Annotated in this window: 25 protein-coding genes; 6 read left to right on the top strand and 19 right to left on the bottom strand. The window is 68.1% G+C overall.

Annotated elements, in window-relative coordinates; translation table 11 throughout:
• The first annotated feature begins 16 nt into the window (after positions 1-16).
• Entirely contained in the window at positions 17-1,336 is a 1,320-nt protein-coding gene (locus OID54_RS24740; RefSeq protein ID WP_329022875.1) for a tetratricopeptide repeat protein, read from the top strand.
• Between the two features lie 87 nt (positions 1,337-1,423).
• Here the strand turns inward: OID54_RS24740 and OID54_RS24735 are convergent, their stop codons facing one another.
• The 3 genes from OID54_RS24735 to OID54_RS24720 all read right to left on the bottom strand — a co-directional run bounded on the left by OID54_RS24735 (position 1,424) and on the right by OID54_RS24720 (position 2,619).
• A complete protein-coding gene (locus tag OID54_RS24735; RefSeq protein ID WP_329022873.1) occupies positions 1,424-1,744 on the bottom strand; it encodes a hypothetical protein in 321 nt (106 codons plus the stop codon).
• 364 nt (positions 1,745-2,108) lie between these two features.
• On the bottom strand, positions 2,109-2,402 hold the full coding sequence (locus OID54_RS24725; protein WP_329027760.1) for a hypothetical protein: 294 nt from the start codon (positions 2,400-2,402) through the stop codon (positions 2,109-2,111).
• Positions 2,395-2,619, bottom strand: coding sequence for a hypothetical protein (locus OID54_RS24720; RefSeq protein WP_329022868.1), 225 nt, complete (start codon positions 2,617-2,619; stop codon positions 2,395-2,397). The genes OID54_RS24725 and OID54_RS24720 overlap by 8 nt, the downstream gene beginning before the upstream one ends.
• Before the next feature lie 199 nt (positions 2,620-2,818).
• On the opposite strand from OID54_RS24720, the gene OID54_RS24715 reads away from it, so the two are divergent.
• On the top strand, positions 2,819-3,373 hold the full coding sequence (locus OID54_RS24715; protein WP_329022866.1) for a peroxiredoxin: 555 nt from the start codon (positions 2,819-2,821) through the stop codon (positions 3,371-3,373).
• Between the two features lie 3 nt (positions 3,374-3,376).
• Positions 3,377-3,913 carry an alkyl hydroperoxide reductase gene (locus OID54_RS24710; protein ID WP_329022864.1) on the top strand — a complete coding sequence of 179 codons (537 nt, stop codon included), beginning with the start codon at positions 3,377-3,379 and terminating at the stop codon, positions 3,911-3,913.
• 101 nt (positions 3,914-4,014) lie between these two features.
• On the opposite strand, the gene OID54_RS24705 is transcribed toward OID54_RS24710, so the two are convergent.
• From OID54_RS24705 to OID54_RS24685, 5 genes are all read right to left on the bottom strand, one after another.
• Complete coding sequence (locus tag OID54_RS24705) at positions 4,015-4,737, bottom strand: hypothetical protein (RefSeq protein WP_329022862.1); 723 nt, start codon at positions 4,735-4,737, stop codon at positions 4,015-4,017.
• The gene (locus OID54_RS24700; RefSeq protein ID WP_329022860.1) at positions 4,734-6,092 is read right to left on the bottom strand and encodes an AI-2E family transporter; all 1,359 of its coding nucleotides are present in this window, start codon (positions 6,090-6,092) and stop codon (positions 4,734-4,736) included. The genes OID54_RS24705 and OID54_RS24700 overlap by 4 nt, the downstream gene beginning before the upstream one ends.
• 143 nt (positions 6,093-6,235) lie before the next feature.
• Positions 6,236-6,973, bottom strand: a complete 738-nt coding sequence (locus OID54_RS24695) for a transglycosylase SLT domain-containing protein (RefSeq protein ID WP_329022858.1) — start codon at positions 6,971-6,973, stop codon at positions 6,236-6,238.
• Between the two features lie 357 nt (positions 6,974-7,330).
• Positions 7,331-8,653, bottom strand: coding sequence for a PhoH family protein (locus tag OID54_RS24690; protein ID WP_329022856.1), 1,323 nt, complete (start codon positions 8,651-8,653; stop codon positions 7,331-7,333).
• A 641-nt stretch (positions 8,654-9,294) separates the two neighbouring features.
• Positions 9,295-10,059, bottom strand: a complete 765-nt coding sequence (locus OID54_RS24685; protein WP_329022855.1) for an isoprenyl transferase — start codon at positions 10,057-10,059, stop codon at positions 9,295-9,297.
• 223 nt (positions 10,060-10,282) lie between these two features.
• On the opposite strand from OID54_RS24685, the gene mgrA reads away from it, so the two are divergent.
• A complete protein-coding gene (gene mgrA / locus OID54_RS24680) occupies positions 10,283-11,338 on the top strand; it encodes an L-glyceraldehyde 3-phosphate reductase (RefSeq protein ID WP_329022853.1) in 1,056 nt (351 codons plus the stop codon).
• Between the two features lie 622 nt (positions 11,339-11,960).
• On the opposite strand, the gene OID54_RS24675 is transcribed toward mgrA, so the two are convergent.
• Positions 11,961-12,314: a winged helix-turn-helix transcriptional regulator gene (locus OID54_RS24675; RefSeq protein WP_329022851.1), complete on the bottom strand. Its 354-nt coding sequence runs from the start codon at positions 12,312-12,314 to the stop codon at positions 11,961-11,963.
• Positions 12,315-12,427: 113 nt separating this feature from the next.
• Here OID54_RS24675 and OID54_RS24670 point away from each other — a divergent pair, with 113 nt between their 5' ends.
• A complete protein-coding gene (locus OID54_RS24670; protein ID WP_329022849.1) occupies positions 12,428-13,582 on the top strand; it encodes a winged helix DNA-binding domain-containing protein in 1,155 nt (384 codons plus the stop codon).
• A 42-nt stretch (positions 13,583-13,624) separates the two neighbouring features.
• Here the strand turns inward: OID54_RS24670 and OID54_RS24665 are convergent, their stop codons facing one another.
• Together OID54_RS24665 and OID54_RS24660 are read right to left on the bottom strand one after the other, a co-directional pair.
• Entirely contained in the window at positions 13,625-15,196 is a 1,572-nt protein-coding gene (locus OID54_RS24665; RefSeq protein ID WP_329022847.1) for a DUF2079 domain-containing protein, read from the bottom strand.
• A 108-nt stretch (positions 15,197-15,304) separates the two neighbouring features.
• Positions 15,305-16,240 carry a prepilin peptidase gene (locus OID54_RS24660; protein WP_329022845.1) on the bottom strand — a complete coding sequence of 312 codons (936 nt, stop codon included), beginning with the start codon at positions 16,238-16,240 and terminating at the stop codon, positions 15,305-15,307.
• 246 nt (positions 16,241-16,486) lie between these two features.
• On the opposite strand from OID54_RS24660, the gene OID54_RS24655 reads away from it, so the two are divergent.
• Positions 16,487-16,852, top strand: coding sequence for a DUF192 domain-containing protein (locus tag OID54_RS24655; RefSeq protein ID WP_329022843.1), 366 nt, complete (start codon positions 16,487-16,489; stop codon positions 16,850-16,852).
• A gap of 100 nt (positions 16,853-16,952) precedes the next feature.
• Here OID54_RS24655 and OID54_RS24650 read toward each other — a convergent pair whose 3' ends face one another.
• The 8 genes from OID54_RS24650 to OID54_RS24615 form a co-directional block, all read right to left on the bottom strand.
• The gene (locus OID54_RS24650) at positions 16,953-18,281 is read right to left on the bottom strand and encodes a hypothetical protein (RefSeq protein ID WP_329022841.1); all 1,329 of its coding nucleotides are present in this window, start codon (positions 18,279-18,281) and stop codon (positions 16,953-16,955) included.
• A 121-nt stretch (positions 18,282-18,402) separates the two neighbouring features.
• A complete protein-coding gene (locus OID54_RS24645; protein WP_329022839.1) occupies positions 18,403-19,059 on the bottom strand; it encodes an OmpA family protein in 657 nt (218 codons plus the stop codon).
• On the bottom strand, positions 19,059-19,658 hold the full coding sequence (locus OID54_RS24640; protein ID WP_329022837.1) for a hypothetical protein: 600 nt from the start codon (positions 19,656-19,658) through the stop codon (positions 19,059-19,061). The genes OID54_RS24645 and OID54_RS24640 overlap by 1 nt, the downstream gene beginning before the upstream one ends.
• Before the next feature lie 29 nt (positions 19,659-19,687).
• Positions 19,688-20,362, bottom strand: coding sequence for a pilus assembly protein TadG-related protein (locus OID54_RS24635; protein WP_329027758.1), 675 nt, complete (start codon positions 20,360-20,362; stop codon positions 19,688-19,690).
• A gap of 8 nt (positions 20,363-20,370) precedes the next feature.
• A complete protein-coding gene (locus OID54_RS24630) occupies positions 20,371-20,664 on the bottom strand; it encodes a hypothetical protein (protein WP_329022836.1) in 294 nt (97 codons plus the stop codon).
• 174 nt (positions 20,665-20,838) lie between these two features.
• Positions 20,839-21,777: a response regulator transcription factor gene (locus tag OID54_RS24625; protein WP_329022834.1), complete on the bottom strand. Its 939-nt coding sequence runs from the start codon at positions 21,775-21,777 to the stop codon at positions 20,839-20,841.
• Positions 21,778-21,930: 153 nt separating this feature from the next.
• Positions 21,931-23,409: a sensor histidine kinase gene (locus OID54_RS24620; RefSeq protein ID WP_329022832.1), complete on the bottom strand. Its 1,479-nt coding sequence runs from the start codon at positions 23,407-23,409 to the stop codon at positions 21,931-21,933.
• A gap of 64 nt (positions 23,410-23,473) precedes the next feature.
• Positions 23,474-24,361 (bottom strand): DUF5936 domain-containing protein, encoded by an 888-nt coding sequence (locus tag OID54_RS24615; protein ID WP_329022830.1) that lies wholly within the window; start codon positions 24,359-24,361, stop codon positions 23,474-23,476.
• Between the last annotated feature and the right edge of the window lie 4 nt (positions 24,362-24,365).

Below are 24,365 nucleotides of genomic sequence, written 5' to 3'. Positions count from 1 at the left end.
GAGGAGTTGAGGTCGCATGTCTACGCGCAAGCCGAACGAACGGTTGGCCCGACTACACCGCGAGGCGGGTTGGACCCATCGACAGTTCGCCCAACTGGTCAACCGCCTGGGAACGGAGCGCGGCACCCCGACGGCGTACCAACGACCGTCCATCAGCCAGTGGCTGAGCGGCCAGGCACCCAAGGAGGAGACACGACCCTTGATTGTCGAGGCCCTCTCCCGTCGCCTCAGGAGGCCAGTCACCTACGCGGACGCCGGCTTCCCCACACCGCCAGAGGATTCGGCCACTCGTACGGTGGACGGCCTGATCGACTTGGGCAGCCAAGATATGTCGCCATCCCGCCGCGGCATCGTGGGTGCGGGCTTGTTCTCAGTGGCGCTCACCGTTCCCAACTGGCCGGACATTGTTGGGCGAATGGAGGCTACCCAAGCCGGCACCAGTCAGCGTGTGGGCATGTCCGACGTCCGCATGGTCACCAGCATGACGGAACGGATTTCCGAACTTGATGACCAGTTCGGCGGTCGGCACGCCCGCCCGATGGCCGCCGCGTTCCTGGTGAACACCGTGGCCCCCTACCTTCGAGCTGAAGCCTCAGAAGAGGTACGCAAGGCGATGCTGTCAGCTGCGGCCTTCCTCAGCTATCTGACCGGCTATATGGCGGTCGATGAAGGCTTGCAGGGACTGGCCCAGCGCTACTACGTCAAGGCTCTGGAGCTGGCCGGAGCCAGCGCCGATCATATGACTTACTGTCACGTGCTGCGGGGAATGTCAGTGCAGGCCGCAGACCTAGGCCATGGGACCACCGCTGCCCGGCTCGCCGATGCCGCAACCGTTGCCGCCCCCTCCCCCACCCCGCGCATGACTGCCTTTCTGGCGGCGCAGCAGGCCCATGCCTACGCCGTGGCTGGAGAGCGTGTTCATGCCATGCGTAGCCTCAGGGACACGGAGGCGGCCATGGACAAGGCCGAAAGCGCCGCGGGAGCATTCGGTGGCTTCAGCCCTGCCACCGTCGCCTACACGGTCTCCCAAGTCCGCTATGCATTGGGTGACGTCCCGGGCAGCATCTCGTCCCTGAAGCTGCACTTTCGCTTGCGGGATTCCCACGACAGCCAGAGGTCGCGGCTGCGCTTCGGCGCCATGCTGGCGGAGAGGCAACTGGAAATGGGACACCTCGAAGAGGCGTGCAGTGCCTGGTCGCAGGTCCTGGATCAACACCCGGCGATGCACTCAGGCAGAGTGGACCGGCATGTCGCGAGCATCAGCCCACTCCTCAAGCCCTACCGCGCGAACCCCATGGCCAGGGCGATTTACGATCGTGCCGTCCAGGCCGCATAGGGCCACCGCCCACATGCCCTCGGGCCATAGAGGCCAACAATCCAGGGCCCGCTTCACAGGCTGTGCATCCGGACTTTGGCGACAGCTCTATTCGGGCACCCGCACGACGGCCGGCGTCGCCATCCCGTTGTACTCAAGGGCGATCGGGTCCAGCTCAACGCTTTGGACCAGGACGCTCGGGAGGTCTTTGAATCGCGCCAGGGCATCAGCGATGGCCTGCGTCATCGTCTCCGCCTCGAACGAGCAGGTGAACCAGGAGCGCTCGGGAGACTCGACCAGCGAGATCCTTCCGTCGTGAAAGCTGGCCAACTGTGCCAGCGCATCGGACTGCTCCTCGGTCATGACATCCTGCAGAACCAGATTGAAGTACCAGTTACGCGCAAGCGCGGTGCTGCCTGACGAATCCATCGATATACCTCGCTTCTTCGCTCGGGTTCTGCGGAGTGCACGACACCGTGCGCCGCTGGTTGCACGGACAGCACAGCACGTATCCCCACCTGTGCCCGCCTCCCGTGCGAGTCACCTTGAGCCCAGCAGCCTCCGCCCTCTTGAGCGCCGCCTCAACATCCTTCTTCTGATGCCGGTCGCCGAGTGCCATAGCCCTGGTACTACTCGCCGACCGCAAGGAAGATACGAAGCACAATGCGAAACCGCCCGATCGGGCTACCTGGCACTAGTCGTGGTCCTCGACTTCAGACAGGTGGCCCGTGCGATCTCCAGTCCGGAGTACGCGGGCCAGGTCGCGGCTGCGCTTCGGCGCCAGGCGACAGCTCTATTCGGGCACCCGCACAACGGCCGGCGTCGTCATCCCGTTGTCCTCCAGCTCCCGTGGCCCCAGTTCCACACTACGAACCAGGACACCAGGAAGCTGCTCAAAGAGGCTCAGCGCCTCCGCGATGGCTGCGGTCAGCGCCTCGGCCTCGAAGGTGCACCAGAACTCGGCCGTGCCCGGCCCTTCGACGAGGCTCATGCGCCCGTCATTGAAGTCGTAGAGACCGTCCACAGTGTCCGACTGCGCGGGGGTCAGCGGCTCCTGAAGATGCAGGACGAAGTCCCACTCACGCACAGCCACGGTGGTCCTTGATGAAGCCATCGATCTTCTTCGCCTCGCTTCCTTGACTCTGGGGCGTGCAGTGAACGCGGAACTTCATAGCGCACGGACAGCAGATCACCCACCCCCATCGATGTCGATTCTTGTCATGTGTCACCTTGAGCCCAGCAGCCTCCGCCCTCTTGAGCGCCGCCTCAACATCCTTCTTCTGATGCCGGTCGCCGAGTGCCATAGCCCTGGTACTACTCGCCGACCGCGGGGAAGACACGAGGCTCAAGGCGAAACCGCCCGATCGAGCTACCTGAACCCAGTGCGGCCCCGAGCATTGATCGGCCCACCGGATCACACTGACCACATTGATCAATTTCATCCGCGATCAAGGGTATGACAGGGTGCATTTGTCCAACACCCTCATGTACATGGAGTAACACGTGCTCACTGTCGGCGACCAGTTCCCCACCTATGAGCTCACTGCCTGCGTCTCCCTGGAGACCGGTAAGGAGTTCGAGGTCATCAACCACAAGTCCTACGAGGGCAAGTGGAAGGTCGTCTTCGCGTGGCCGAAGGACTTCACCTTCGTCTGCCCCACCGAGATCGCGGCCTTCGGCAAGCTGAACGACGAGTTCGCCGACCGTGACGCCCAGGTCCTCGGGTTCTCCGGCGACTCGGAGTTCGTCCACCACGCCTGGCGCAAGGACCACGCCGACCTGCGTGACCTGCCCTTCCCGATGCTGGCCGACTCCAAGCACGAGCTGATGCGCGACCTCGGCATCGAGGGTGCCGACGGTTTCGCCCAGCGTGCCGTCTTCATCGTCGACCCGAACAACGAGATCCAGTTCACCATGGTGACCGCCGGCTCCGTCGGCCGTAACCCCAAGGAGGTCCTGCGGGTGCTGGACGCCCTCCAGACCGACGAGCTGTGCCCGTGCAACTGGACCAAGGGCGAGACCACCCTGGACCCCGTCGCCCTGCTGGCCGGTGAGTGACCGATGTCCCTCGACGCGCTGAAGTCCGCCATACCGGACTACGCCAAGGACCTCAAGCTCAACCTCGGCTCGGTGATCGGCAACAACGACAAGCTCTCGCAGCAGCAGCTGTGGGGAACCGTCCTCGCCACCGCCATCGCCTCCCGTAGCCCCATCGCCCTGCGCGAACTGGAGCCCGAGGCCAAGGCCAACCTCTCCCCCGAGGCGTACACCGCCGCCAAGTCCGCCGCCGCGGTCATGGCGATGAACAACGTCTTCTACCGGACCCGGCACCTGCTGTCGGACCCGGAGTACGGCACCCTGCGCGCCGGTCTGCGGATGAACGTCATCGGCAACCCGGGCGTGGAGAAGGTCGACTTCGAGCTGTGGTCGCTCGCGGTCTCGGCCGTCAACGGCTGTGGACAGTGCCTCGACTCCCACGAGCAGGTGCTGCGCAAGGCCGGTCTGGACCGCGAGACGATCCAGGAAGCCTTCAAGATCGCGGCGGTCGTCCAGGCCGTCGGCGCCACGCTGGACTCCGAAGCGGTCCTGGCCCAGTAGCCGACCCCGTTGTTCCACCACGAAGAAGGACCCCGCCGATGTGCGAACGGCGGGGTCCTTCGTCGTCCGTCCGGGCCCGTGCACCAGCGGTCCGGACGTTCTCAGCGCTGGAGCTCGACCATCAGCGCCTTGGTGTCGGCGATCATGGACGCCTTGATCCCGGAGAGGTTCGTGGGCGGGCGGGCGCCCGTCTTGGCGTACAGGTCCATCTGGACGGTCAGACCGAGCACGGCCTGACCGTCGAGCACATGGATCGTCAGTTCCTCTCCACCGCTCACGGTGACGAATGCTTTCTCCCCGAGCCGTTCGACGCGCCTCAAGGTGGCGGGCCGTTCATCGGCGCTGAGGGTCGGCATGAGCTCCGCCTCGAACTCCGGTCCGGGGTCGATCTTCTTGTGCAGGGTGTACGTGAGGCTGACCGTGGCCGGATATCGGCCCTTCGACTCGTCCCCCTCGAAGGCGAGGAAGCAACTCGCCCGATGCTGGTCCGGATGGACCCGGGTCAAGGGGCTGGGAGCGGACGGCGGGGCGCCGAGTTCTGTCGTCAACGCATTGAGTTTCGCGTCGGCGCAGAGGTTGCGGCTGGCCCGCCAGTCGCCGGTGTCGGGTACTGGCGTCGGCTCGTCGTGGAGGGAGAGGCCACCGGCCCAGACCGCCGAAGCGGCGATCGCTCCGCCGAGCGCCCAGAGCCAGGGCCGCCGACGTACACCCTCGTCCGAAGCACCGGGTTCAACGGGTACGGGTGCCTCGGTGCGCTGTTCTGGAATCGTCCGCGCGTCGGTGTAGGGCTCGTCCCCGTCGAATAGTTCCGGCTCGGATATCACGGCACTTCCCTCGTCGGCGCCTCAGGCGACACGGTGGGCGAGGAGCCCAGTGCCGTGGCGCCGTGCGGCGGTGACGTGCCTTTCAGCGCCTCTTCCCTGCTGTACGCGCGAAGATAGCCCACCACCGTGTTCGTCACGGCGACGAGGGGCACCGCGACCACGGCGCCGCCGATTCCCGCCGTCAGCCCGCCGACCGCGACCGCGAGCACCACGGCCAGCGGATGGACGCGTACGGCACGGCCGAGAATGAACGGCTGGAGCACATGGCCTTCGATCTGCTGTACCGCCAGCACCACGATCAACACCATCAGGGCGCTGAACACGCCCTGGGTGACCAGTGCGACGACGACGGCCAACGCCCCCGAGATCACCGCTCCGACCAGGGGGATGAAGGCAAACAGGAAGATGAAGACGGCGAGCGGCACGGCCATCGGCACATCGAGAATGTAGATGCCGAGACCGATGAAGATCGCATCGATCAGGGCCACCACCACCGTGCCCCGCACATAGGCGGTCAGCGTGCGCCAGGCCCGGGGACCTGCGCCGGCGACACCGGCACGGGCCTGGGCCGGGACCAGTTTGAGGCTCCAGTTCCAGATCCGCTTCCCGTCGTAGAGCAGGAAGAGCGTCGAGAACATCGCCAGCAGTATCCCGGTGAGGATCTCCACCATCACGGTCACACCCTGAAGCCCCGCCGAGGTGATCTCCTCGGTGTTGGTGCCGATGGTGTCGCTCAGATTGGCGGCGATGTCGTTGATCTGGCTTTCCGTCACATGGAAGGGGCTGTCGAGGAGCCAGCGCTTCAACTCGTCGATGCCGTCCCTGACCCGGTCGGAGAGGTCGCCGAGGTTCTCCAGGACCTGCCAGACGACGAACCAGCCGACCAGCCCCATGATGACGAATCCGGCCACGGCAGTGACCGCTGTGGCCAGCCCGCGCGGTAGTCCGAGCCTGCGCAGCCGGGCGACGGTGGGCTGGAGCAGTGCGGTGATGAGCAACGCGGCGACGAAGGCCAGGACCACGAGTTGTACGGCACTGATCACCCGCATCAGCACCCACAGGGTCCCCGCCAGTACCAACAGCCGCCATCCCGCCTCGGCCGCCACCCTCATCCCCCATGGAATGGCGGCCACCGGATCGGGGCGGGGCTGCACGGCAGGCGCGTACGGAGGTGGCGCGGGCACGCTCCGCGGTCCGTCCGCAGGGGCCGTGAGGTCCTCGTCCACGGGGAGCTTCTCGACGTTCACGTCCAGGTCAGCTGGGTCGCGGGAGCGCTCCTGGCGTTCGCCCATGCGCTCGGACATCCGGTTGAGTGCATCGCCCCAACCGGCGAGCCACCCTGGCACTTTCGACATGATGGTCCTTCTTCCCCCCATAACTCCTCCCGAGACCCCGGGATCGACGACGCTACACGCAACGGAGCCCCTCACCGTAGGGACGGTGAGGGGCATGCCGAAGTTGAGCGGGAGTCATGGCGGACCTCAAGGCCCGGCGAACTCTAGTACCAGCGGTTGGCCTGCCAGAAGCTCCAAGCGCCACAAGGGCTGTCGTACCGCTCGTTCATGTACTTCAGGCCCCACTTGATCTGGGTCGCGGGGTTCGTCCGCCAGTCGGCACCGGCCGAGGACATCTTCGAGCCGGGCAGTGCCTGGACCAGTCCATATGCGCCGGAGGACGGGTTCTGCGCCAGATAGTTCCAGGTGGACTCTTTCTGGACGATGTTGCTGAAGCACTGGAACTGGTCGCCCGGAATCATCTGTCGGGCCATCGCCTTGACTTCGGCGACGCTGTACGAGCCCTTGGCGGTGAAGCTGGAGGCGTCGCGGACCGAGTCCCGGCTGGCGCGCTCGGCTGCCTTGGCCTTCTCCTTGGCCTTGGCAGCGGCCTCCGCCTCCTTCTTCGCCTTGGTGTCCGCGGCGTCCTTCTTGGACTTCGCGAGCTGGGCCGCCTGGATGCGGGCGGATTCCTCGGCGGACTTGCGCGCCGAAGCCTCGGCGGCTGCCGCCTGGGCATCGGCCTGCTCGGTCAGCGAGGAGACCTGGACCTGGGCCTGCTGACCCATGGGTATTTCAGCGAGGAGGGTCGTGTCGGCAGCCGCCGCCTCGAAGTTGTCACTTGAGGACTGGGGGTCGCCCGAGGCCACGCCCACGACTGCTCCGACGGTGGTGACCGCAGTGGCAGACGCCACCGCGAACCCCCGGACCGAGATCCGGCTCACACGGTTTCCTTCCAGCATCGCCTGAGGTGACCCCGCGGGCGAATCGTGCCCCTGACGCTGGCCTCCACTGTCTTGGTCACAGGAGGCGCGGGCCCGTGGTCAACTCCCAGCGGGAGAGCCGGTGAAACTTGCGGGCGGCATACGACGGCAGGTGTTGAGTTGTGTGTTGCTAGCACCACGAGTGGTGCCGGTGCCGTATGCGGGGCCTGACGGAAGCAAGACTCTGCCCCAACGTCACGCCGCAAGGCAATTATTCATTACGTGGGATAGCTCACACGCCGTTTGGCGCAGAACCTTCCCGGAAAGAACCGCGCAGCACAGCGCCGCCCCGCTACGCTGCTGCGCTTGCGGGGCGGCGCCGAGGACCAATTCCTCCTAGATCTGGCCTTCCTCCAGCATTTCGGTCACCAGTGCGGCGATCTGCGAACGCTCGGAGCGCGTGAGGGTGACGTGGGCGAAGAGCGGATGCCCCTTCAGTTTCTCGACCACGGCGACGACTCCGTCGTACCGGCCGACCCTGAGGTTGTCCCGCTGGGCCACGTCGTGGGTGAGCACGACCCGGGAGTTCGCCCCGATCCGGGACAACACCGTGAGCAGGACGTTCCGCTCCAGTGACTGGGCCTCGTCCACGATGACGAACGCATCGTGGAGCGAACGGCCACGGATGTGTGTCAGCGGAAGGACTTCCAGCATGCCGCGTCCCAGGACCTCCTCGATGACCTCTCGCCCGGCGACGGCCGAGAGGGTGTCGAAGACGGCTTGCGCCCAGGGGCTCATCTTCTCGGCCTCGGTACCGGGCAGATAGCCCAGTTCCTGCCCGCCCACCGCGTACAGCGGACGGAAGACCATCACCTTCTGGTGCTGTTGCCGCTCCAGGACCGCTTCCAGACCTGCGCAGAGCGCGAGCGCCGACTTTCCGGTACCGGCCCGGCCGCCGAGGGAGACGATGCCGACGTCCGGGTCGAGCAGCAGATCGAGCGCGATGCGCTGTTCGGCGCTGCGGCCGTGGATGCCGAACGCCTCCCGATCGCCCCGCACCAACCGGACGTTCCCTTCCGCCGTGACCCGGCCGAGTGCCTTGCCCCGTTCGGACTGGAGGACCAGTCCGGTGTGGACGGGCAGTTCGGCGGCCTCGGGAACGTAGAGCGTCTCCTCCCCGTAGAGCAGGTCCACTTGATCGGCGGAGAGGGATAGCTCCGACATTCCGGTCCAGCCGGAGTCGGTGATGGCCAACTCCGCGCGGTACTCCTCGGCGAGGAGCCCGACCGAAGACGCCTTGATCCGTAGGGGTAGATCCTTGGAGACGACCGTGACGTCATACCCCTCCGCCTGGAGGTTCCTCGCCACCGCCAGAATCCTTGAGTCGTTGTCACCGAGCCGAAAACCGGCCGGGAGGACCCCTGGATCGGAGTGGTTGAGCTCGACCCGGATCGTGCCGCCGAGGTCGCCCAGCGGAATGGGGGCGTCGAGACGTCCGAACCGGATGCGGAAGTCGTCCAACAGGCGTAGTGCCTGCCGAGCGAAGTAACCCAGTTCTGGATGGTGCCTCTTGGCCTCCAACTCCGTGATGACCACGATCGGGAGCACGACTTCATGCTCCTCGAAACGGGTCGGGGCGCTTGGATCGGCCAGCAGGACGCTGGTGTCGAGAACGTAAGTGCGCCTATCGGGCATCCGGCGCTTTGTGCTGTTCACCACGGAAGGACGTACCCCCTCGGATGAGGTCGGCGGTGCGACGCCGTCGCGGGCCTTGGTGTCTGCCGCCGGAGGACAGCAGACAGATCTCCCCGCCCGAGGCGGGGAAGGGACCGGGTCATCGGCCACGATGCACGGGCCGAGCACCGGCCCCTGTCCAGGTCCGCACGAGGAGTGCGATCCATCGAGTGCAAAGGGCCTCCCGGGTGAGCGGTCACGGCCACTCACTGAGATACGACGTTCGTGGTTCGGACGTCGACCTGCAAGGGGTATTCCCTCGAACACACGTGACCATGCCCGATGTGCCACGACACCTGGATGAACGCGGGGTTATCAGCTCTGGTGGGGGCATCGGTTCGGGTGTGTCGAGCAACCCTCGGCGGGAGGTGCATGGGCGGCGCGGGGCCCACCCCGGTCAGCCGGTCGGCGAAACGATCCGGGCCGCCCCGGTTGCCGTCCGTGACGACGGTGGACACGGGGCCGGACGCAGGGAAGGACCCGGGAGACCGGGTGGGACGACACCGTGGGCGGTCGGCCGCACAGGGGGGCGCATGAATCGGCGGGACGCGCGCCTCGGCGGTCCCGCGGCAATCGGCTGCCCGCCCGGATGCGAGGGCGCACCACCCCTCGGGCCGACCGCGGTGTCAGCTGCCGTAGCGGCGGTGCCGCGCCGCGTAGTCACGCAGCGCGCGCAGGAAGTCCACCTTGCGGAAGGCGGGCCAGAAGACTTCGCAGAAGTAGTACTCGGAGTGGGCGCTCTGCCAGAGCATGAAGCCCGACAGCCGCTGCTCCCCGCTGGTGCGGATGACGAGATCCGGGTCGGGCTGACCACGTGTGTAGAGGTGCTCGGAGATGTGTTCGACGTCGACGGTCTCGGCGAGTTCCTCGACGCTGGTGCCCTTCTCGGCGTGTTCCAGCAGGAGCGAGCGGACCGCGTCGGCGATCTCCTGGCGCCCCCCGTACCCAACGGCGACGTTGACGAGTATTCCGCCGCGGATGCCGAGCGTGGCCTGCTCGGCTTCCTTCAGCACCGACTGCGTACGGGCGGGGAGCAGGTCGAGGGTCCCGACGTGGTGGACCCGCCAGCGGCCGTCCGCGGCCAGGGCCCGCACGGCGTCCTCGATGATCCCGAGGAGAGGAATGAGTTCGTTGTCCGGGCGGTCGAGGTTGTCCGTGGAGAGCATCCAGAGCGTGACGACCTCGACATCGGTCTCCGCACACCAGCCCAACAGTTCTTGGATCTTGCTGGCGCCCGCTTTGTGACCCGATTCGGGGGTGTTGCCGGACGCCTTGGCCCAGCGACGGTTGCCGTCGAGGATGACTCCGATGTGCTTGGGCACCTGGGCGTGGTCCAGTCGGCCTTCCACCCGGCGTGCGTAGAGCCTGTACACCAGGTCACGCAAGTTCACAGAGTTCACCTCTCGGTTCTGGCGGGCGCATCAGCCCTGGGTGCCGGGGGTCGGGGGTCCGCTGCCGGGGCCCGTTGCGTTGAACGGCGCGATGGCCGGTACAGCCATCGCCATGCGGCAATTCGCCCGCGCCGTGCGGCATCCCCTGAAGCGGCCACATTACTGCGCATGGGGCACAGTGACCCAACCCGGTCTGTCACAAGTCCGTGATAAGCAGACAGGTGTGACTGATTCCAACGCGGTTCCTTCGCCGTCCCTCTATCTCGCCTCCACCGACCGCTACGACTCCATGGAGTACAGGCGCAGTGGTCGCTCGGGGCTCAAGCTGCCCGCGATCTCCCTCGGTCTCTGGCACAACTTCGGTGACGATCGGACCCTCGATTCCCAGCGCGCCATCCTGCGTCGGGCCTTCGACCTGGGAGTGACCCACTTCGACCTCGCGAACAACTACGGCCCGCCGCCGGGTTCCGCAGAACTGAACTTCGGCAAGATCTTCGCCCGGGACTTCGCCCCGTACCGCGACGAGCTGATCATTTCCACCAAAGCGGGCTATCTCATGCACCCCGGACCCTACGGGGAATGGGGCTCGCGGAAGTACCTCCTGTCCTCGCTCGACGCGTCGCTGCGCCGAATGGGTCTGGAGTACGTGGACATCTTCTACTCCCACCGCTTCGATCCGGACACTCCGCTGGAAGAGACCATGGGTGCGCTGGCGTCCGCGGTGCGTCAGGGCAAGGCCCTCTACGCGGGCGTCTCCTCCTATAACGCGGAGCAGACGGCCGAGGCCGCCCGGTTGCTTCGCGAGATGGGGGTCCCCGCACTGATCCACCAGCCCTCCTACTCGATGATCAACCGCTGGATCGAGGACGACGGGCTCCTCGGCACGCTGGAGGCGGAGGGCATGGGCTGCATCTCCTTCGTCCCCCTCGCCCAGGGCCTGCTCACCGGGAAGTACCTCAAGGGCATTCCGGCGGGCTCACGGGCCACCCAGGGCAAGTCGCTGGACCCGGATCTGCTCTCGGACGAGGTGGTGCGCCGGCTCAACGGGTTGAACGACATCGCGGCGCGCCGGGGGCAGAGCCTGGCGCAGTTGGCGTTGGCCTGGGTCCTGCGGGACGAGCGGATGACATCGGCGCTGATCGGTGCGTCGAGCGTGGCGCAACTGGAGGAGAACGTCGGTGCGCTCGCCGGAGAGCCACTGACCGATGCCGAGCTGGCGGAGATCGATGCCTTCGCCGTGGACACCCAGGGCACGAACATCTGGGCGGACCGGGGCTGAGGGGCGGGAGCCCTCCCCGTCCATCGGTGCTTCCGGGGCCGTAGAGAGGCCCGGCGAACGGCGCCGACCGAGCTGCGGGGCGGGGTTTCACCCCCGGGCCGGAAAAGAAACCGGGCCGGTCCGTGGGGGGGGATACGGACCGGCCCGAGGGGGGGCTTCCACCATAACGCTTCGCCGGTCGTGCTGCTCGCCACCGCCGCGCCGGTGGCTTTGACCAGGTTGTGAGGCAAGGATCGCGCCCCTTGCCATGAGGTCACGGGACGGGCGGGGAGCACAGTCCCGAGGGTGCTCACGGGCTGCTCAGGGCGTACGCGAAGGGTGTCCAGGGGGTGCCGTTCCCGCGTTTTCGTCGTTCTCGGAGTGCTGCCGTCCCGATGGCCGTAGGTGGTGAGGTGGCCCCTCGCTCGGCTGGTTTCCGCACCGCATCCGGATGGGCTAACCCGCACGGGTGACCCGGGGAAGTGGCGTCGGATTGACCGGTCGATCCGGTCCGGCAGCGGAGGCGAAGAGGACGTACGGGATCGCGCTCGGCTGTGCGGCTGTGAGTCCGGGCAGCTGTGAGTCCGGGCAGCCGGATGGGCGCCCCTGTGCGGGGACGCCCGGCTCAAGGCGGCGCGATCGTTCAGACCGCGCACTCCTTCGTCTTGTGCTCGATGATCTCCTGCATGAAGGTCTCGCCCCAGGCGCCCAAGGGCTCCAGCGCCCGATTGAGCGCCTCTCCCAACTCGGTCAGCGAGTACTCGACGCGCGGCGGCACCTCGCGGTACACCTCGCGATGGACGATCCCGTCCGCCTCCAGTTCTCTGAGCTGCTGGATCAGTACCTTCTCGGTGACCCCGACCACCTCGCGCCGCAGTTCGCCGAAGCGATAGGTGCGCTCATGGAGAGCCCACAGGATCAGGGGCTTCCACTTTCCGCCGACGACATCGACCGCGGCGTCGAGGCCACACTGGTAGACGGGCTTGGCCTTGGGCACGGCAACTCCTCGGATGTCCCTGACACTTACCGTCCGGGAAGTACACCATTTCCCTTCGAACGCCTGCATTAACTAGGCCAGAAGCTGTCCTATATGGACCCTAAAGTCGAGCCATGACGACACGCACCGTGACCTGGACACAGTCCAATGCCCGCACCCTGTCGCGTCAGGGGCTGGACACACCCCTCCGGGCAACCCCGGCCGCGGTCACCTCGGCCATGCTGGCCGCACAGGCACAGGTGCTGTCGGCAGCCGAGCTCTCGGTGGCGCTCAGGCTCGGTGGTGGGGCGACACGCACCACCGTTCGCGATGCGCTGTGGACCGACGGCTCCCTGGTGAAGACCTACGGTCCCCGCGGCACCATTCATCTGCTGGCCAGGGACGACCTACCGATGTGGACCGGTGCGCTGACGGCGATCCCGGGCACCGCGAGCCGTGCACCGGAGGCCGTGGGCCTGACCGCGGCCCAGACCGAGCAGGTCATCGACGCGATCGCCGACGCCCTGACGGACGCCCAACTGACCACCGACGAACTCACCGAGGCGATCGTCGCGCGCACCGGCCCCTGGGCCGGCGACCCGGTGCTGGAGGCGTTCCAGGGCAAGTGGGCGCGCTGGCGGCAGGTGACGCACCTCGCCGCCCATAGGGGCGTGCTCGCGTTCGCGCCGAACAAGGGCCGCCGAGTCGCCCACACCAATCCCCAAGCCGTACCCCTAGAGCAGGGCGAGGCACTGGGTCGACTGGTCGTGCGGTACCTCCGCGCCTACGGTCCCGCCACCTCAGCGCACTTCGCCAAGTGGCTGGCAGCCCCGCAGGGCTGGGCGAAGGAGGTGTTCCGGTCCTCGGCGGCCGAGGGCCGCATCGAACCCGTGCGGTACGAGGGGGATACGGCCTTCGTGGCGGCCGGTGACGGCGAGTTCCCGGCCGCCGAACCGCGGGGCGTTCGACTGCTCCCGTATTTCGACGCTTATACCATCGCCTCACAGCCGCGGGAACTGCTCTTTCCCGGGCCGGCCCGCGAAAGGGCGCTGGCGGGCGGGCAGGCGGGGAACTACCCGGTCGTCCTGGTCGATGGAACGGTGGCGGGCGTATGGCATCAGAAACGGTCCGGAAGGCGGATCGCGGTGACCGTCGAACCGATCGGGGAGTCCCTTGACCGGCCGGCCGCCCGCGAGGAGTTGGCGGAGCAGGTGGAGCGCGTCGCGGAGGTGCTGGAGGCACAGTCGACGCTGACGGTCGGGAAGGTCCTGGTGGGGGCGCACGCCTAGGGAACGTCATCGCTCAGTGGTCGCTGGTGATCCGTAGTCGGTTCAGCGGGTGCGCCGGAGCAGGGTGATGCCGTCCCGCTCCGCCACGAGCCGATAGCCGTGGACCTTCCGGGCGGCGGCGAGCTCCGCGGCCTGCTGCTCCGGCGGGTAGGGCCAGTGCCCCGTGCGGTAGGGCCATGCCTCGGGCGCCCTGGCGTCATGGATGATCCACTGCGCCGTGGGGCGCGGCAGCTTTCCCTTGTTGTACTCGTACAGCCGGGCGTCGACCGGGAAGGTGGGGAAGAGCACCACATCGCAGCGGGAGGTGAGTTGCGGCACCAGCCGGTTGGATGCGGCGACCGACGCACCGTCCGGGATCTCGTCCAGCAGCGCCCGGGCCGCTTCGATGTGCGCGGTGGTCCGCCAGGTGGCGCGGTGGGCGAGTTGGGCGAGCGGGAAGGACGGCAGCAGGACGGCGGTCACCGCAAGGACGGTGGCGAGCGAGGCGCGGACGTGGCGGGCGCCGAGCGGATGCCCGCTGCCGCGCCACCTCCGCAGGGAGTCGATCAGCCCGGCGCACACGATCGGCATCAGCACGGCGCTGTAGTGGAAGGAAGTGCCCCAGTGGAAGCCGTTCTGCGACAACATCCGCCAAGCCAGGGTGGGCACGGCGAGTAGGGCGAGCGGTGAGCGCAGGGCCAGCAGGGCGGACGGGGCGAAGACGAGGACCAGGGTCATGGCCTTGATGTCCGGCCGCAGTGCGTCGAGGGGCGCGAAGGCGATGGTGGCCAGCCAGGAGGAGTGGAGGTCGGCACCCAGGTTCTCGCCGTGCGCATAGCCGCCCGCCGGGTTGAAGGCGGGCAGGAGATAGGTGATCTCGATCAGCGATGCGCCGACGCCGACCGCCGCGGTGACCAGACCGAGCCGGCGCGGCCCCTGGAAGGCGATGAGGCAGCCGAGTGCGGCCAGGGTGAGCCCCAGGTCCTCCTTGATCAGTACGAGGGGCGCGGCCCAGGCGACGGCAGCGCGCCAGCGCTGCCGTCCCACTGCGGCGAGCGCGTGGGCGAGCAGGGGAACGGCGAGCGCCACCTCATGGAAGTCGAAGGCGGCGGCGGATGCGATGCCCCAGCTCAGGCCGTAGGAGAGGGCGATGACATGGGCGGACCTGCGTCCGAGCGCACGGGCCGCCCAGGCGACCAACGGCACGGCGGCGACGGCGAGGAGCGCTGACTGTACGAGCAGGAGACAGAGCGGGGAGGGCCAGAGCCGGTAGAGCGGTGCGAGGACGGCGAGTGCGGGGTGGAAGTGGTCGCCGAGCAGGTTGAAGCCCTCGCCGCGCAGCGGGACGATCGGGGGCCGGAGTTGGGCATAGGCGCGAACTGCCTGTTCGAAGATGCCGAGGTCGTACCCGGTGGTGCGCATCAGCTGATGGCGACGGACGGCGACGGTGGCGTAGAGGGCGAAGAGGACGGCCGCCCAACTCCACGGCAGCGACACCCGACGGCCGGTGCGGAACGTCGTCGGGCGGGGCGTCCCGGTGCGGGCGGGCGGGTGCGGGGTGCGGGCCCGGATGGGAGTGACGGCCCTCAGCAGTCCCTCACGCCACACAGTTGAGTTGTCCAAGAACGTCCGCATACATCCGGATGCTAGACGGGGGCGAACGGTCGGCCGTACACCTCAGAGGGGGGCGTGTCCTCGCGCCTTCCGACCGGAGTCGGCGGCAGGAGCCGATCCGACCTGATGTCAGCGCAGGGCGGCGAATGCTCCCCACACGACTCCGAAGAGTGCGCCGAGGATCATGAAGGGACCGAACGGGATCGCGCTCTTGCGATGGGCGCGGCCAAGGGCGATCAGCCCGAATCCGTACAGCGAACCGAACAGGAACCCGGCGAACGCACCGGTGATCAGCACCCCCCAGCCGTACCAGCCGAGTACCACCCCCAGCGAGAGCGCAAGTTTGACGTCGCCGAACCCCATGCCGCCGGGGTGGATCACGAACAGCAGACAGTAGAAGGCGCCCAGGGCGAGCCCGCCGAGGAGGGCTGTGGTCCAAGAACCCCCGTCCGACGGCAGCACGGAAGCGAGGCCGAGCAGGACGACCGCGGCGGCGGCCAGCGGGAGGGTGAGGTGGTCGGGCAGCCGGTGGACCCGGGCGTCGACGACGGCGAGCAGGGTGGCGACGGGCGTGAGCACCAGCCATACGGCGAGTTCCGGCCGGCAGCCGGTGGCGACCGCGAGCACCGCACAGACCGCGGCCGTCAGGAGGGGAATGACACCGGGCGTGATCCGGCCGGAGGCACCCCGCCAAGGACCGCCGCCATCCGCTGTGGACTTCCGGCCGGAGGCCGGGGCCGCACGCAGCACGGGCGGCGGGTCCGACGGTGTCGCGTTCGCCGCGGCTGACCGCACATCGGATGCCGTGCGCCCGCCCGTCCCGCTGCTTCCGTACGATCCGTCGCCCGGACCGGGCGGGAGCGAACCGCCCCCCGCAGCCGCGCAGTCGGGGCACCGCGCCGGGCCCAACCAGCCTCCGAGGGGACCGTGGAACGGATGGCCGGCGGGGCATCCGTTCCGCCAGGGGTCCGTCGCCGGGACGGCCAGCCGGTACGCGGCCCGGGGTATGAGGAGTCCGGTGGCGAGGCCCCACAGGACGGAGGCGGCGATGAGCGTGGCGTACACGGCTCAGAGACTATTTGCTCGGGTGAGTCGGGTCATGGGCCTTCGCTGATCCGGTTCGGGACAGGCCCGTGGGCCCGGTGGGACCCAGGGCCTGGGCCGGATCCCTGGCACCGGCACTGTGGGACCGGCACTGTGGGACCGGCTCTCTGGCACTCGGGACCTGGGGCGTGCGGGGGTGCGCCCGTGGCACGGTTCCGTACACCGGCACGGCCCATACAGTGACCCGGGCGGGCTACGGTCTCGACCATGCGACGAGGACACCAATGGCAGGACGGCAGGGGCGTGTTGTGGGTACCGGAGAACGAAGCCCTGCCCCTGGAGATCGCGGCGAGCCGGGGAACCCGACGCCGGGGCCTGCTGGGGCGGCCCGGAATCGACGGGGCCCTGCTGATCACCCGATGCAGCGGAGTGCACACCTTCCAGATGCAGTTCACCATCGACGTGGCCTATCTCGACCGGGATCTGAAGGTGGTGGACGTTCACACGCTGAAACCCGGACGGCTGGGCAGGCCGCGGCTGCGCGCCCGTCATGTGCTGGAGGCCGAGGGCGGGGCGATGGCGGCTTGGGGCGTGAGCAAGGGGGTGCGATTGAGGGTCGACGGCAGCGACTGAGGACCGTGTCGCAACCTCTGCCGGTCCCGCCGGGCTCGTCTGCGCGCCGGCCGAGTGCCCCCGTACCGCCGTCTGTCCGACGACGCCATCGGGTAGCCGATCAGTGGGCGCTCGGCCTGAACGGCGTACGGGCTGTGGTGCGTCTGCGTCGGCCGCGGCGGCTCAACACCGCCCATACGACGAGCCAGAGCACCAGGAGCGTCCCCATGACGAGCCCCACGACACCAATGATCAACAGCATTTCCGCACGATCGTCGTCATCGTCGAGGAAGGCGTTCTGCTGGGCAGCCGCGCGTTCGAGTTCGGAGATGCCGAACCCCGCGTCCGTCGCATCGCCCTCGTACTCGGGTCCGTCCTGCGGCTCGCCGGATATTCCCACCCGTAGGGTCACCGGCAGGGGGCTGGAGATGCGTTGGGCGAGCGATATCCGGAGGTAGTACCAGCCGGAGAAGCGCATGGCGCTCCGGTCGTCCTGGTCGGATATCCGGTTGGCGAAGGCGGCCGGTGCCGTGCTCATCGACAAGGTGGTGGGGGTGCCGCGGTAGTCGCCTCCGGTGTCGTCGACGAAGCCGCGCGCCGTGTTGAACACCGTCATGCGCAGACCAGCCGCGACCGACGAGGCTTCGGACGTCGCGTCCCCGAAGTCACCGTCGACGAAGAGTTGCTGGCCCCAGTCGATCGGCACCCGGTAGAAGCGGCTCTCGCCGGGGTTGAGCCGGTCGCGCCACACACCGTGGCCCACGGGGGTCGCATCGTAGAAGCCGGATCCGCCGCTGGCGCCCTTCGCCTCCCCCTTCACCCGCTGGGGCAGTCGGGTGTTCCAGGACGCGGGCGCGGACGGCATGACGGCCCCGGCCTTCAGCCCGGGCTCCTTCATGTACTTCAGTTCGACGGGCCACCGGCTCGCCGTGGACGCACCCGAAGAGCCGATCCACTCCACCGAGTAGACGTAGTCCCCCGCGGTCTGGCACTCACGGCCCTTGCCGATGCGACGGGTGGAGTAGTCGGCGACGGGCAGCGGGGTCGTACCGCCGAAGGTGATGTCGTTGCTGACGCTGCAATGCGCACCCTCGGCCGAACGCAGGGAGACCCTGATGCCGTCGGTCGCGCTGACCGTTCCATCGCGCGGTGGTGCGAGGACGGCCGAAACATACGCATTGGATGTGCCGTCGAGCGCCACTCGGTAGAACTTCCGCTCACCGCCCGAAATGGTGTCGACGTATGTGCCGGGCGTGAGCCGGGGCCCGCCGGCCGAGGCCGAGGAAGCGCCCTTCACCGGCTGCGCGTCGGGCGCCGTCTCATAGGAGCTGAGCCAGTCGGGATTGGCCGCCGCGGCGGGAAGGGGCGCCTGGCCAAGGGCGAGTATCAGCCCGCAGGCGATCCCCGCTCCCGTGGTCCTGACCCCTGCCGCCGTGCCGCCCCGTCCCATTGCATGCTCCTCAGCCCATCAGTCGATCAGCTCACGCATCGACAGTCGGCCCGCAGCGTACTGCGGCTCCCACCTGCCTCGTATAGCTGGCCTCACATACGACTGACGGGATATGGCGTACTCAACCGGCCCCGCCCGTGGGGAAGGAGACCTCGACGCGGCGGTTCTTCCTGCGCCCTTCCTCATCGGAATTGTCCGCGATCGGGTAGTCCTCGCTGTAGCCGCGGACCACATAGGTGATGGAGGCGTCGTTGAGTTGCTGACTGAGCACTCCATGGACGGCGTCGGCGCGCTTCTTGGACAGCACCTTGCCGTGCTCATAGGTGCCGAGGTCATCGGTGAAGCCGAAGACGCGCAGACTCTGGGCCTTGTGCCGACGGATCTCCGCCACGATCGCAGAGATCCGGCCACCCGCCTGAGGGGTGAGCTTCGCACTGTCCTTGCCGAACAGAACCTCGGCCTGAAGGGCGAACTTCAGTGAGGTGGGGGTCTCCTCACGGCGCTCCTCGCCCCCCTCGGTCTCCACGATGGAGACGATGTCCAGCACCCGCGACGAGGCGAGCTTGGCTCCTTCGCGCATCCTGAGACCGGGGCTGCTGCTGTCGATCGCCGGTGCCGCGGACGTGGGCACGCTGTCGGGCGGCGCGCTCGGATCGTCCTTGGCCGCGGCCCCGGAGGCGCCGCCGAGTTGGAGCCCGGTGAACAGCAGCACCACGGCGACGGACACCGCCACCGAGGGACGTGGGTCTCTCCGCCTCCGGGCGGCCTCCGCACCCATCAGGAGAGCTCAATCGTGGCGGTGGGCATCAACGGGATCTGGACCTCGACCGTGTCCGTCTCTGCGGGAGGAGAGGGGAACTGGGCGAAGAAGTCCACGCTCTGGCCGGAGGTGAACATGCTCAACCCCGTGGTGGTCAGTGGGTAGTCATCGGTGTCCCGCAGGACGTAGTAGCGCTTCTTGGCCTTCTTGTCGACCAGGGTCATGCCCGCCAACGAAGGCCCCGTCATCGTGACTTCGTTCTCCGTGCCGTTCCACTGGACCGGAGTGGTCAGCCCCTTTCCTGTGGTGTTCTTCAGCACCCCGGAGATCGTGAGGAATCCGCCCTCGTCCCGTACGGCGCTGTTGATGGTGAACTGGAACCCGTTGCTCCCGTTGATCGTCGCCAATACCTTGCCGGGCTCCGACTCACCACCTCCGTCGCCCTGGTCCGGCTGCTGCGGCTGCTCCGGGGCGCCCGCGGTGGACGATGGGGACTTGGCGTTCTTCTTGTCCGAACCGTCGTCACCACCGCCGCAGGCCGTCAGAGAGAGCGACAGTGCCGCGGCCAGCACGGCCCCGACGGCCCTGCGGTTCTTCGCTCTGTGCCGAATGCTCATCAGTGCTGTTCCTTTGCGTTCGGTCGCGGTCAGTCCTCGGCCAACCGGACAGTGAAGAGTTCAGACATGTCAGGAAGAGGGTCCGGACTGTCCGGGTCGAGCGGGAACTCCTCACCGTCGCAGAAAAACACGCCCGCCAGGATCGGTTCGTCCGACGTCGAGGGGGTCGGTGGGGTCGGTTCTGCTTCCTCACCCTCGCCGCTGTCCGGCGGGGGCTCCTCATCAGGAGCCTCGAAAGTGCACCGGGGCGTCACGATGGCGGTTGCGGTGGCCTTGGCCGTCTCGCTCTCGGTGCCGGGCAGGATCGTGTCACCGACCGGCTCCTGGGTCCTGACGGTCACGGTGTAGCCCCAGCGATCGCCGCCGAGGGCCTGGCAACTGCCCGGGACCACCACGGTGCCGTTGGATTCCGCAAAGGCGTGCGCCGCGGGGCATCCATCACCGGGGTCGCCGAAGATCTCGCCGTCGAAGAGCTGCTCAAGGAAGTCGGCATCGGAGAGTCGGCCCGCGAGTTCGACGCCGAACTGATCGCGGGAGTCCATGGCCGCGGCGAGGGCCGCGGCATCGGCGCCTGACTGGGCACCGTTGCGCGTGGCGCCCGCCTGCCCCACCGCGAAGAACGCGAGCGCCAGGGCCAGGATGCCGACCACCACGGCCACGTAGAGCGGAGCAGCCTGCCCCGCGTCACCGTCGCGGGGAGGCAGGAGATCGGCTACTCGCCGCCGCCTCCGCCGCCCAGGATCTTCGACACCTGGCTTTTCAGACCATTGGCGATATCGCCGGCCACGCCCGAACCCACGAGGGCCGCGATGATCGCCGCCACCAGGACGATCACGCCGACGTACTCGACGGAGTCCTGGCCCGCGTCGCGACGCCTGCGCATCGCCTCGGTGACTGCTGCCGTCCGGGCCGAAATGAACAGACGGGCCTTGACCGCGGCCTTCAGCGTCACGTTCTGCATGGTGTTCCCCTCCGGCGCCGACGGCCCGATCACCGGCCGGCTCATACGACTCCATGGCACCGCCCGCCATATCGCTACTCTCCGTATCGACATAGATGGCAGCGTGAGAAATGTACGCCGGGACGGCTCTGTCGTGAATGGGCCCGAGGGCCCAACTCCGGGCCCAATGGCGGATTCGACGTCTTTCGCTAAACGTGCCGGTGGTATCCGTATCCCTGCTCACTGTGGACCGGCCTCCCTCCGGACGGCACCGCGCCACACTTCGATGGCCTCGCCCCTACCTTGGGCGTTCAGCTTGCCGAAGATGCGGTTGATGTGATTCTTGACCGTCTTCATGCTGATGAAGCAGGAAGCGGCGATCTGTTGATTCGTCAGCCCGGATGCGATCAACTCCATCACCTCCACCTCCCGACGACTCAACTCGCCCAGCACGCCCTGCGGTCGGCCCGGGAGCGCGTCCATCGACCCCACCGCAGACGAATGTCCCACATTCGCTTGCTTAAGCGAAGACTGTTGCGAAAACTTTCCCCAATTCGCGCTGTACGCCAGTCGACTCCAACCGGGTTGAGCAGCGCGGTATCGAGGATGCGAGGGAGAATCTGCACCGGCAGGAATCGATTCCAATTGCGAAGGGTCGATGCGGCTCATGGAAGGAGGGCGGGTGCCGAGTCCATCCGGAAGCGGTCCCGCGATCCGATCCGCCAACTGATCTCCACGGATCCCGGCCAGCAGCGCACAGGAAACGGAAGGGGAGAAAACAGCCCGCCCCGCAGTGATGTCATGGATGGCCGAAACTAGCTGTTCCACGGTGAACTCACCATGGACGAGATAGCCGCCGGCCCCTCGACGAAGGGCCTCGTGGACGACCCGGCTCTCACTGCTGTACGTCAGCATGAGGACCGGGGCGAGGTCCACCAGATGGGGCAGGACCGAGATGCCGTCCACTCCGGGCATCCGGACGTCCAACAGGACCAGATCAGGTCGATGGTTGATCACCGCCTCGTACGCCTGGACACCGTCCACCGCCTCCGCGACGACCTCCAGGCCCTCGTGTCCCCGCAACAGGGCGGCAAGACCGGCTCGTACGACCGGATTGTCGTCGGCGATCACGATCCGCACGGCGGCGGACGGCGGTCGGGAGACGCCTGGTTCGGCCACCGATCCTCCCTGAACTCGCGGTATCTCCTGCGCTCCCTGCGCTTCCTGTCTCGTCTGTGTGCTCTGTACTCCCCTTGCTCCCCTTGCTCCTTGCGAGGCATGAGGGCGCTCGGGGTGCGGGGGGTGGGTGTCCCACATGATCCGGACCTCCTCTCAGTGGACGACGGGGGACGAGAAGGGCGACGCCGAACGGGACGGTCCGGCCGGAAGGGGCAGTTCAAGACGGACCTCCGTGCCCCGGGTCGCCTCGCCCTTGCCTATCCGGATGCGCGCGCCGATCGCGGCGGCCCGCTCGACCATGCCGACGAGCCCGAAATGGCCGTTCCTGCGGAGCGCTGTCAGGGAGGTGCCCGCTGGCAGCCCCGTACCGTCGTCGTACACGCTGATGCGCAGTACGCCGTGCACGACGCCGGCCGATACCTCCACCCGTGCCGGGTTGCCGTGGCGGCGGGCGTTCTCCAGTGCCTCGGAGACGATGGTCAGCACCTGACGGGCCACCGTCGGCGCCAGGAGGACCACCGTCGGCCGGCCGAGGGGACGGAACTCCCAGCGCACGGTACTGTGACGGCCGAAGTCAGCGGCCCTCGCCCGCAGTTCGGCCAACACGTCCACCGCATCGCCGCCGGGTGCGCTGTCCACTCCGGTGGAACGACGCAGGTCGGCCAGGATCTCGCGGGACTCGGCCGCCGCTCGGCGGGCGGAGCGGGCCACCAGTTCGGCCTCGCCCCGCACCGTGTCCGGGTCCGAGCGGGCTGCGGAGCGGGCGAGGCCGTCCGCTGCGAGGGCGAGCCCGTGCAGTGTCTTGGTCACCGAGTCATGCATCTCCCGGGCCAGTCGGGCGCGTTCCTCCTCGACCGCTCCGCTGGCCGCCAGCCGGGACCGCGCCTCGGTCAGGGCCTGGCTTGCCGTTCCGAAACCGAGCACCAGATTGCGCAGGGTCGTCCCGAGGACCCCGGCCAGGGCACAGAGCCCGGGCAGGAACAGGGCGGTGAAGCGGGCTTCCGTCCCGTCGTTGAGGGCGTACGCACCGGCGACGATCAGGGACTGGAATACGGCGAAGACCACAGCGCCCCGCCAACCGGAGATCAGTCCGGCCAACAGGGGCGTGCAGATGGTGACGTACGCCAGGGTCGAGTCGGGCGACGCGGTCACCAGCAGCAGTGCCCCGAACGCCATGTCGGCGCCGAGGAGCCAGGGGTGTCGCAGCAGGACGGGCCCGAAGCGCTCCCAGTCACGCAGCAGGGCGTACGAGGTCATGAAGGTGACGAGGACCGCCGCGCCTATCAGCCAACTGGCCGGGCCCGATGCGGCACCGGCGAGCGCGAAGGGCGCGGCCAGCGCGATCATGGCGAGTCGGAAGCCGAAGACCTGACGGCACAGCGCTTGCAGGGCGTTGACCTGGAGCGGCAGCGAGGGCGCCGGGGCGTTCGGGTCGCCTAACAGGGCCCTGCGGATCCGGGCCGACGCGGTGGCTGCTGGCGGTCGGTCATCGGAGGGCGGGTCGGTCGGCGGTGTTCTGCGGCCCGTGGGGACCAGGGCGCTGCCGCTTCCCGTCGGACGGGGCAGAGGTCCCTGGGCGCTGCCCGCGGAGGGCAGGGCCTTGGCCACGAGTGCTCGGCGGGCCGAGGGCATCGTGTGTCACCTCCTGTCTGGGGCTTTCCATGACTGTCTGGGGAGCGTGCGCTGGGCGGTCGGATCAGCCGCCCAGGACTTCGGCGAGGTCCACTCCGGAGCCGTAGTAGAAGCTCATCACGATCAGGATCATCGTGGCCGGCAGCATGATCAGGGTGACGACGAGGGTGGATTTGGGTACCGCACGGGCCGCGTTGCGGCGGGCGTTCTGGGCGTCCGTGCGGCGCATGTCGGTCGCGATCTGGATGAGGGTCTCGACGATCGGCGCACCGAGTTCCTCGCCCTGCTGGAGCGCGGTGACGAACTTGGACACCTGGTCGGAGTCATTGCGCTTCCTCAGTTGGTCGAAGGCGTCACGACGGCTGACGCCCATGTCCATCTGGCGCAGGGTGATGCGCAGTTCATCGGCCCAGGGCCCCTGGTACTTCTCCGCGACGCGCTCCAGGGCCTGCCGGAAGCCGAGTCCGGCCGAGACGACGACGGCCAGGACGTCGAGGAAGTCGGGCAGCGTGCGCTCGATATCGGCGCGGCGGCGCCGGATGGCCGCCTTGATGATGACGTCCGTCCAGAACAGCCCGTAGACGAAGAGCAGGGTCGCCAGGACGAACTGGCCGCGCGCCAGCATGGAGAGGGCGGCCAGCACACCGAGGAATCCATAGACGGCGCGGCGGGCGGCATACCGGTCGACGGTCATGCCGCCCGGGTTTCCGGCCATGTCCAGGCGTCGGCGCAGGGCGTCGACGCGCGTGGGGCCCATCGTGCGGAGGATCGCGGGCGCGTACCGGATACCGAGCCTGTCGATGACCGAGCCGACCGCGGTGGTGCGGGTGGCGCCGACTTCCAGGGCGAGTTGGAGGTCGCCTGGAAGCTTGGCGTCCGCGCGGTACATGCGGATGCCGTGGAAGACCCCGTACACCGAGAGGGCGAGCAGCAGAGCGAGCAGCAGTCCCATGTGT

It is taken from the genome of Streptomyces sp. NBC_00690 (genome assembly GCF_036226685.1).
Taxonomy (GTDB): Bacteria; Actinomycetota; Actinomycetes; order Streptomycetales; family Streptomycetaceae; genus Streptomyces.
This window is presented reverse-complemented; position numbering and strand designations above follow the sequence as displayed.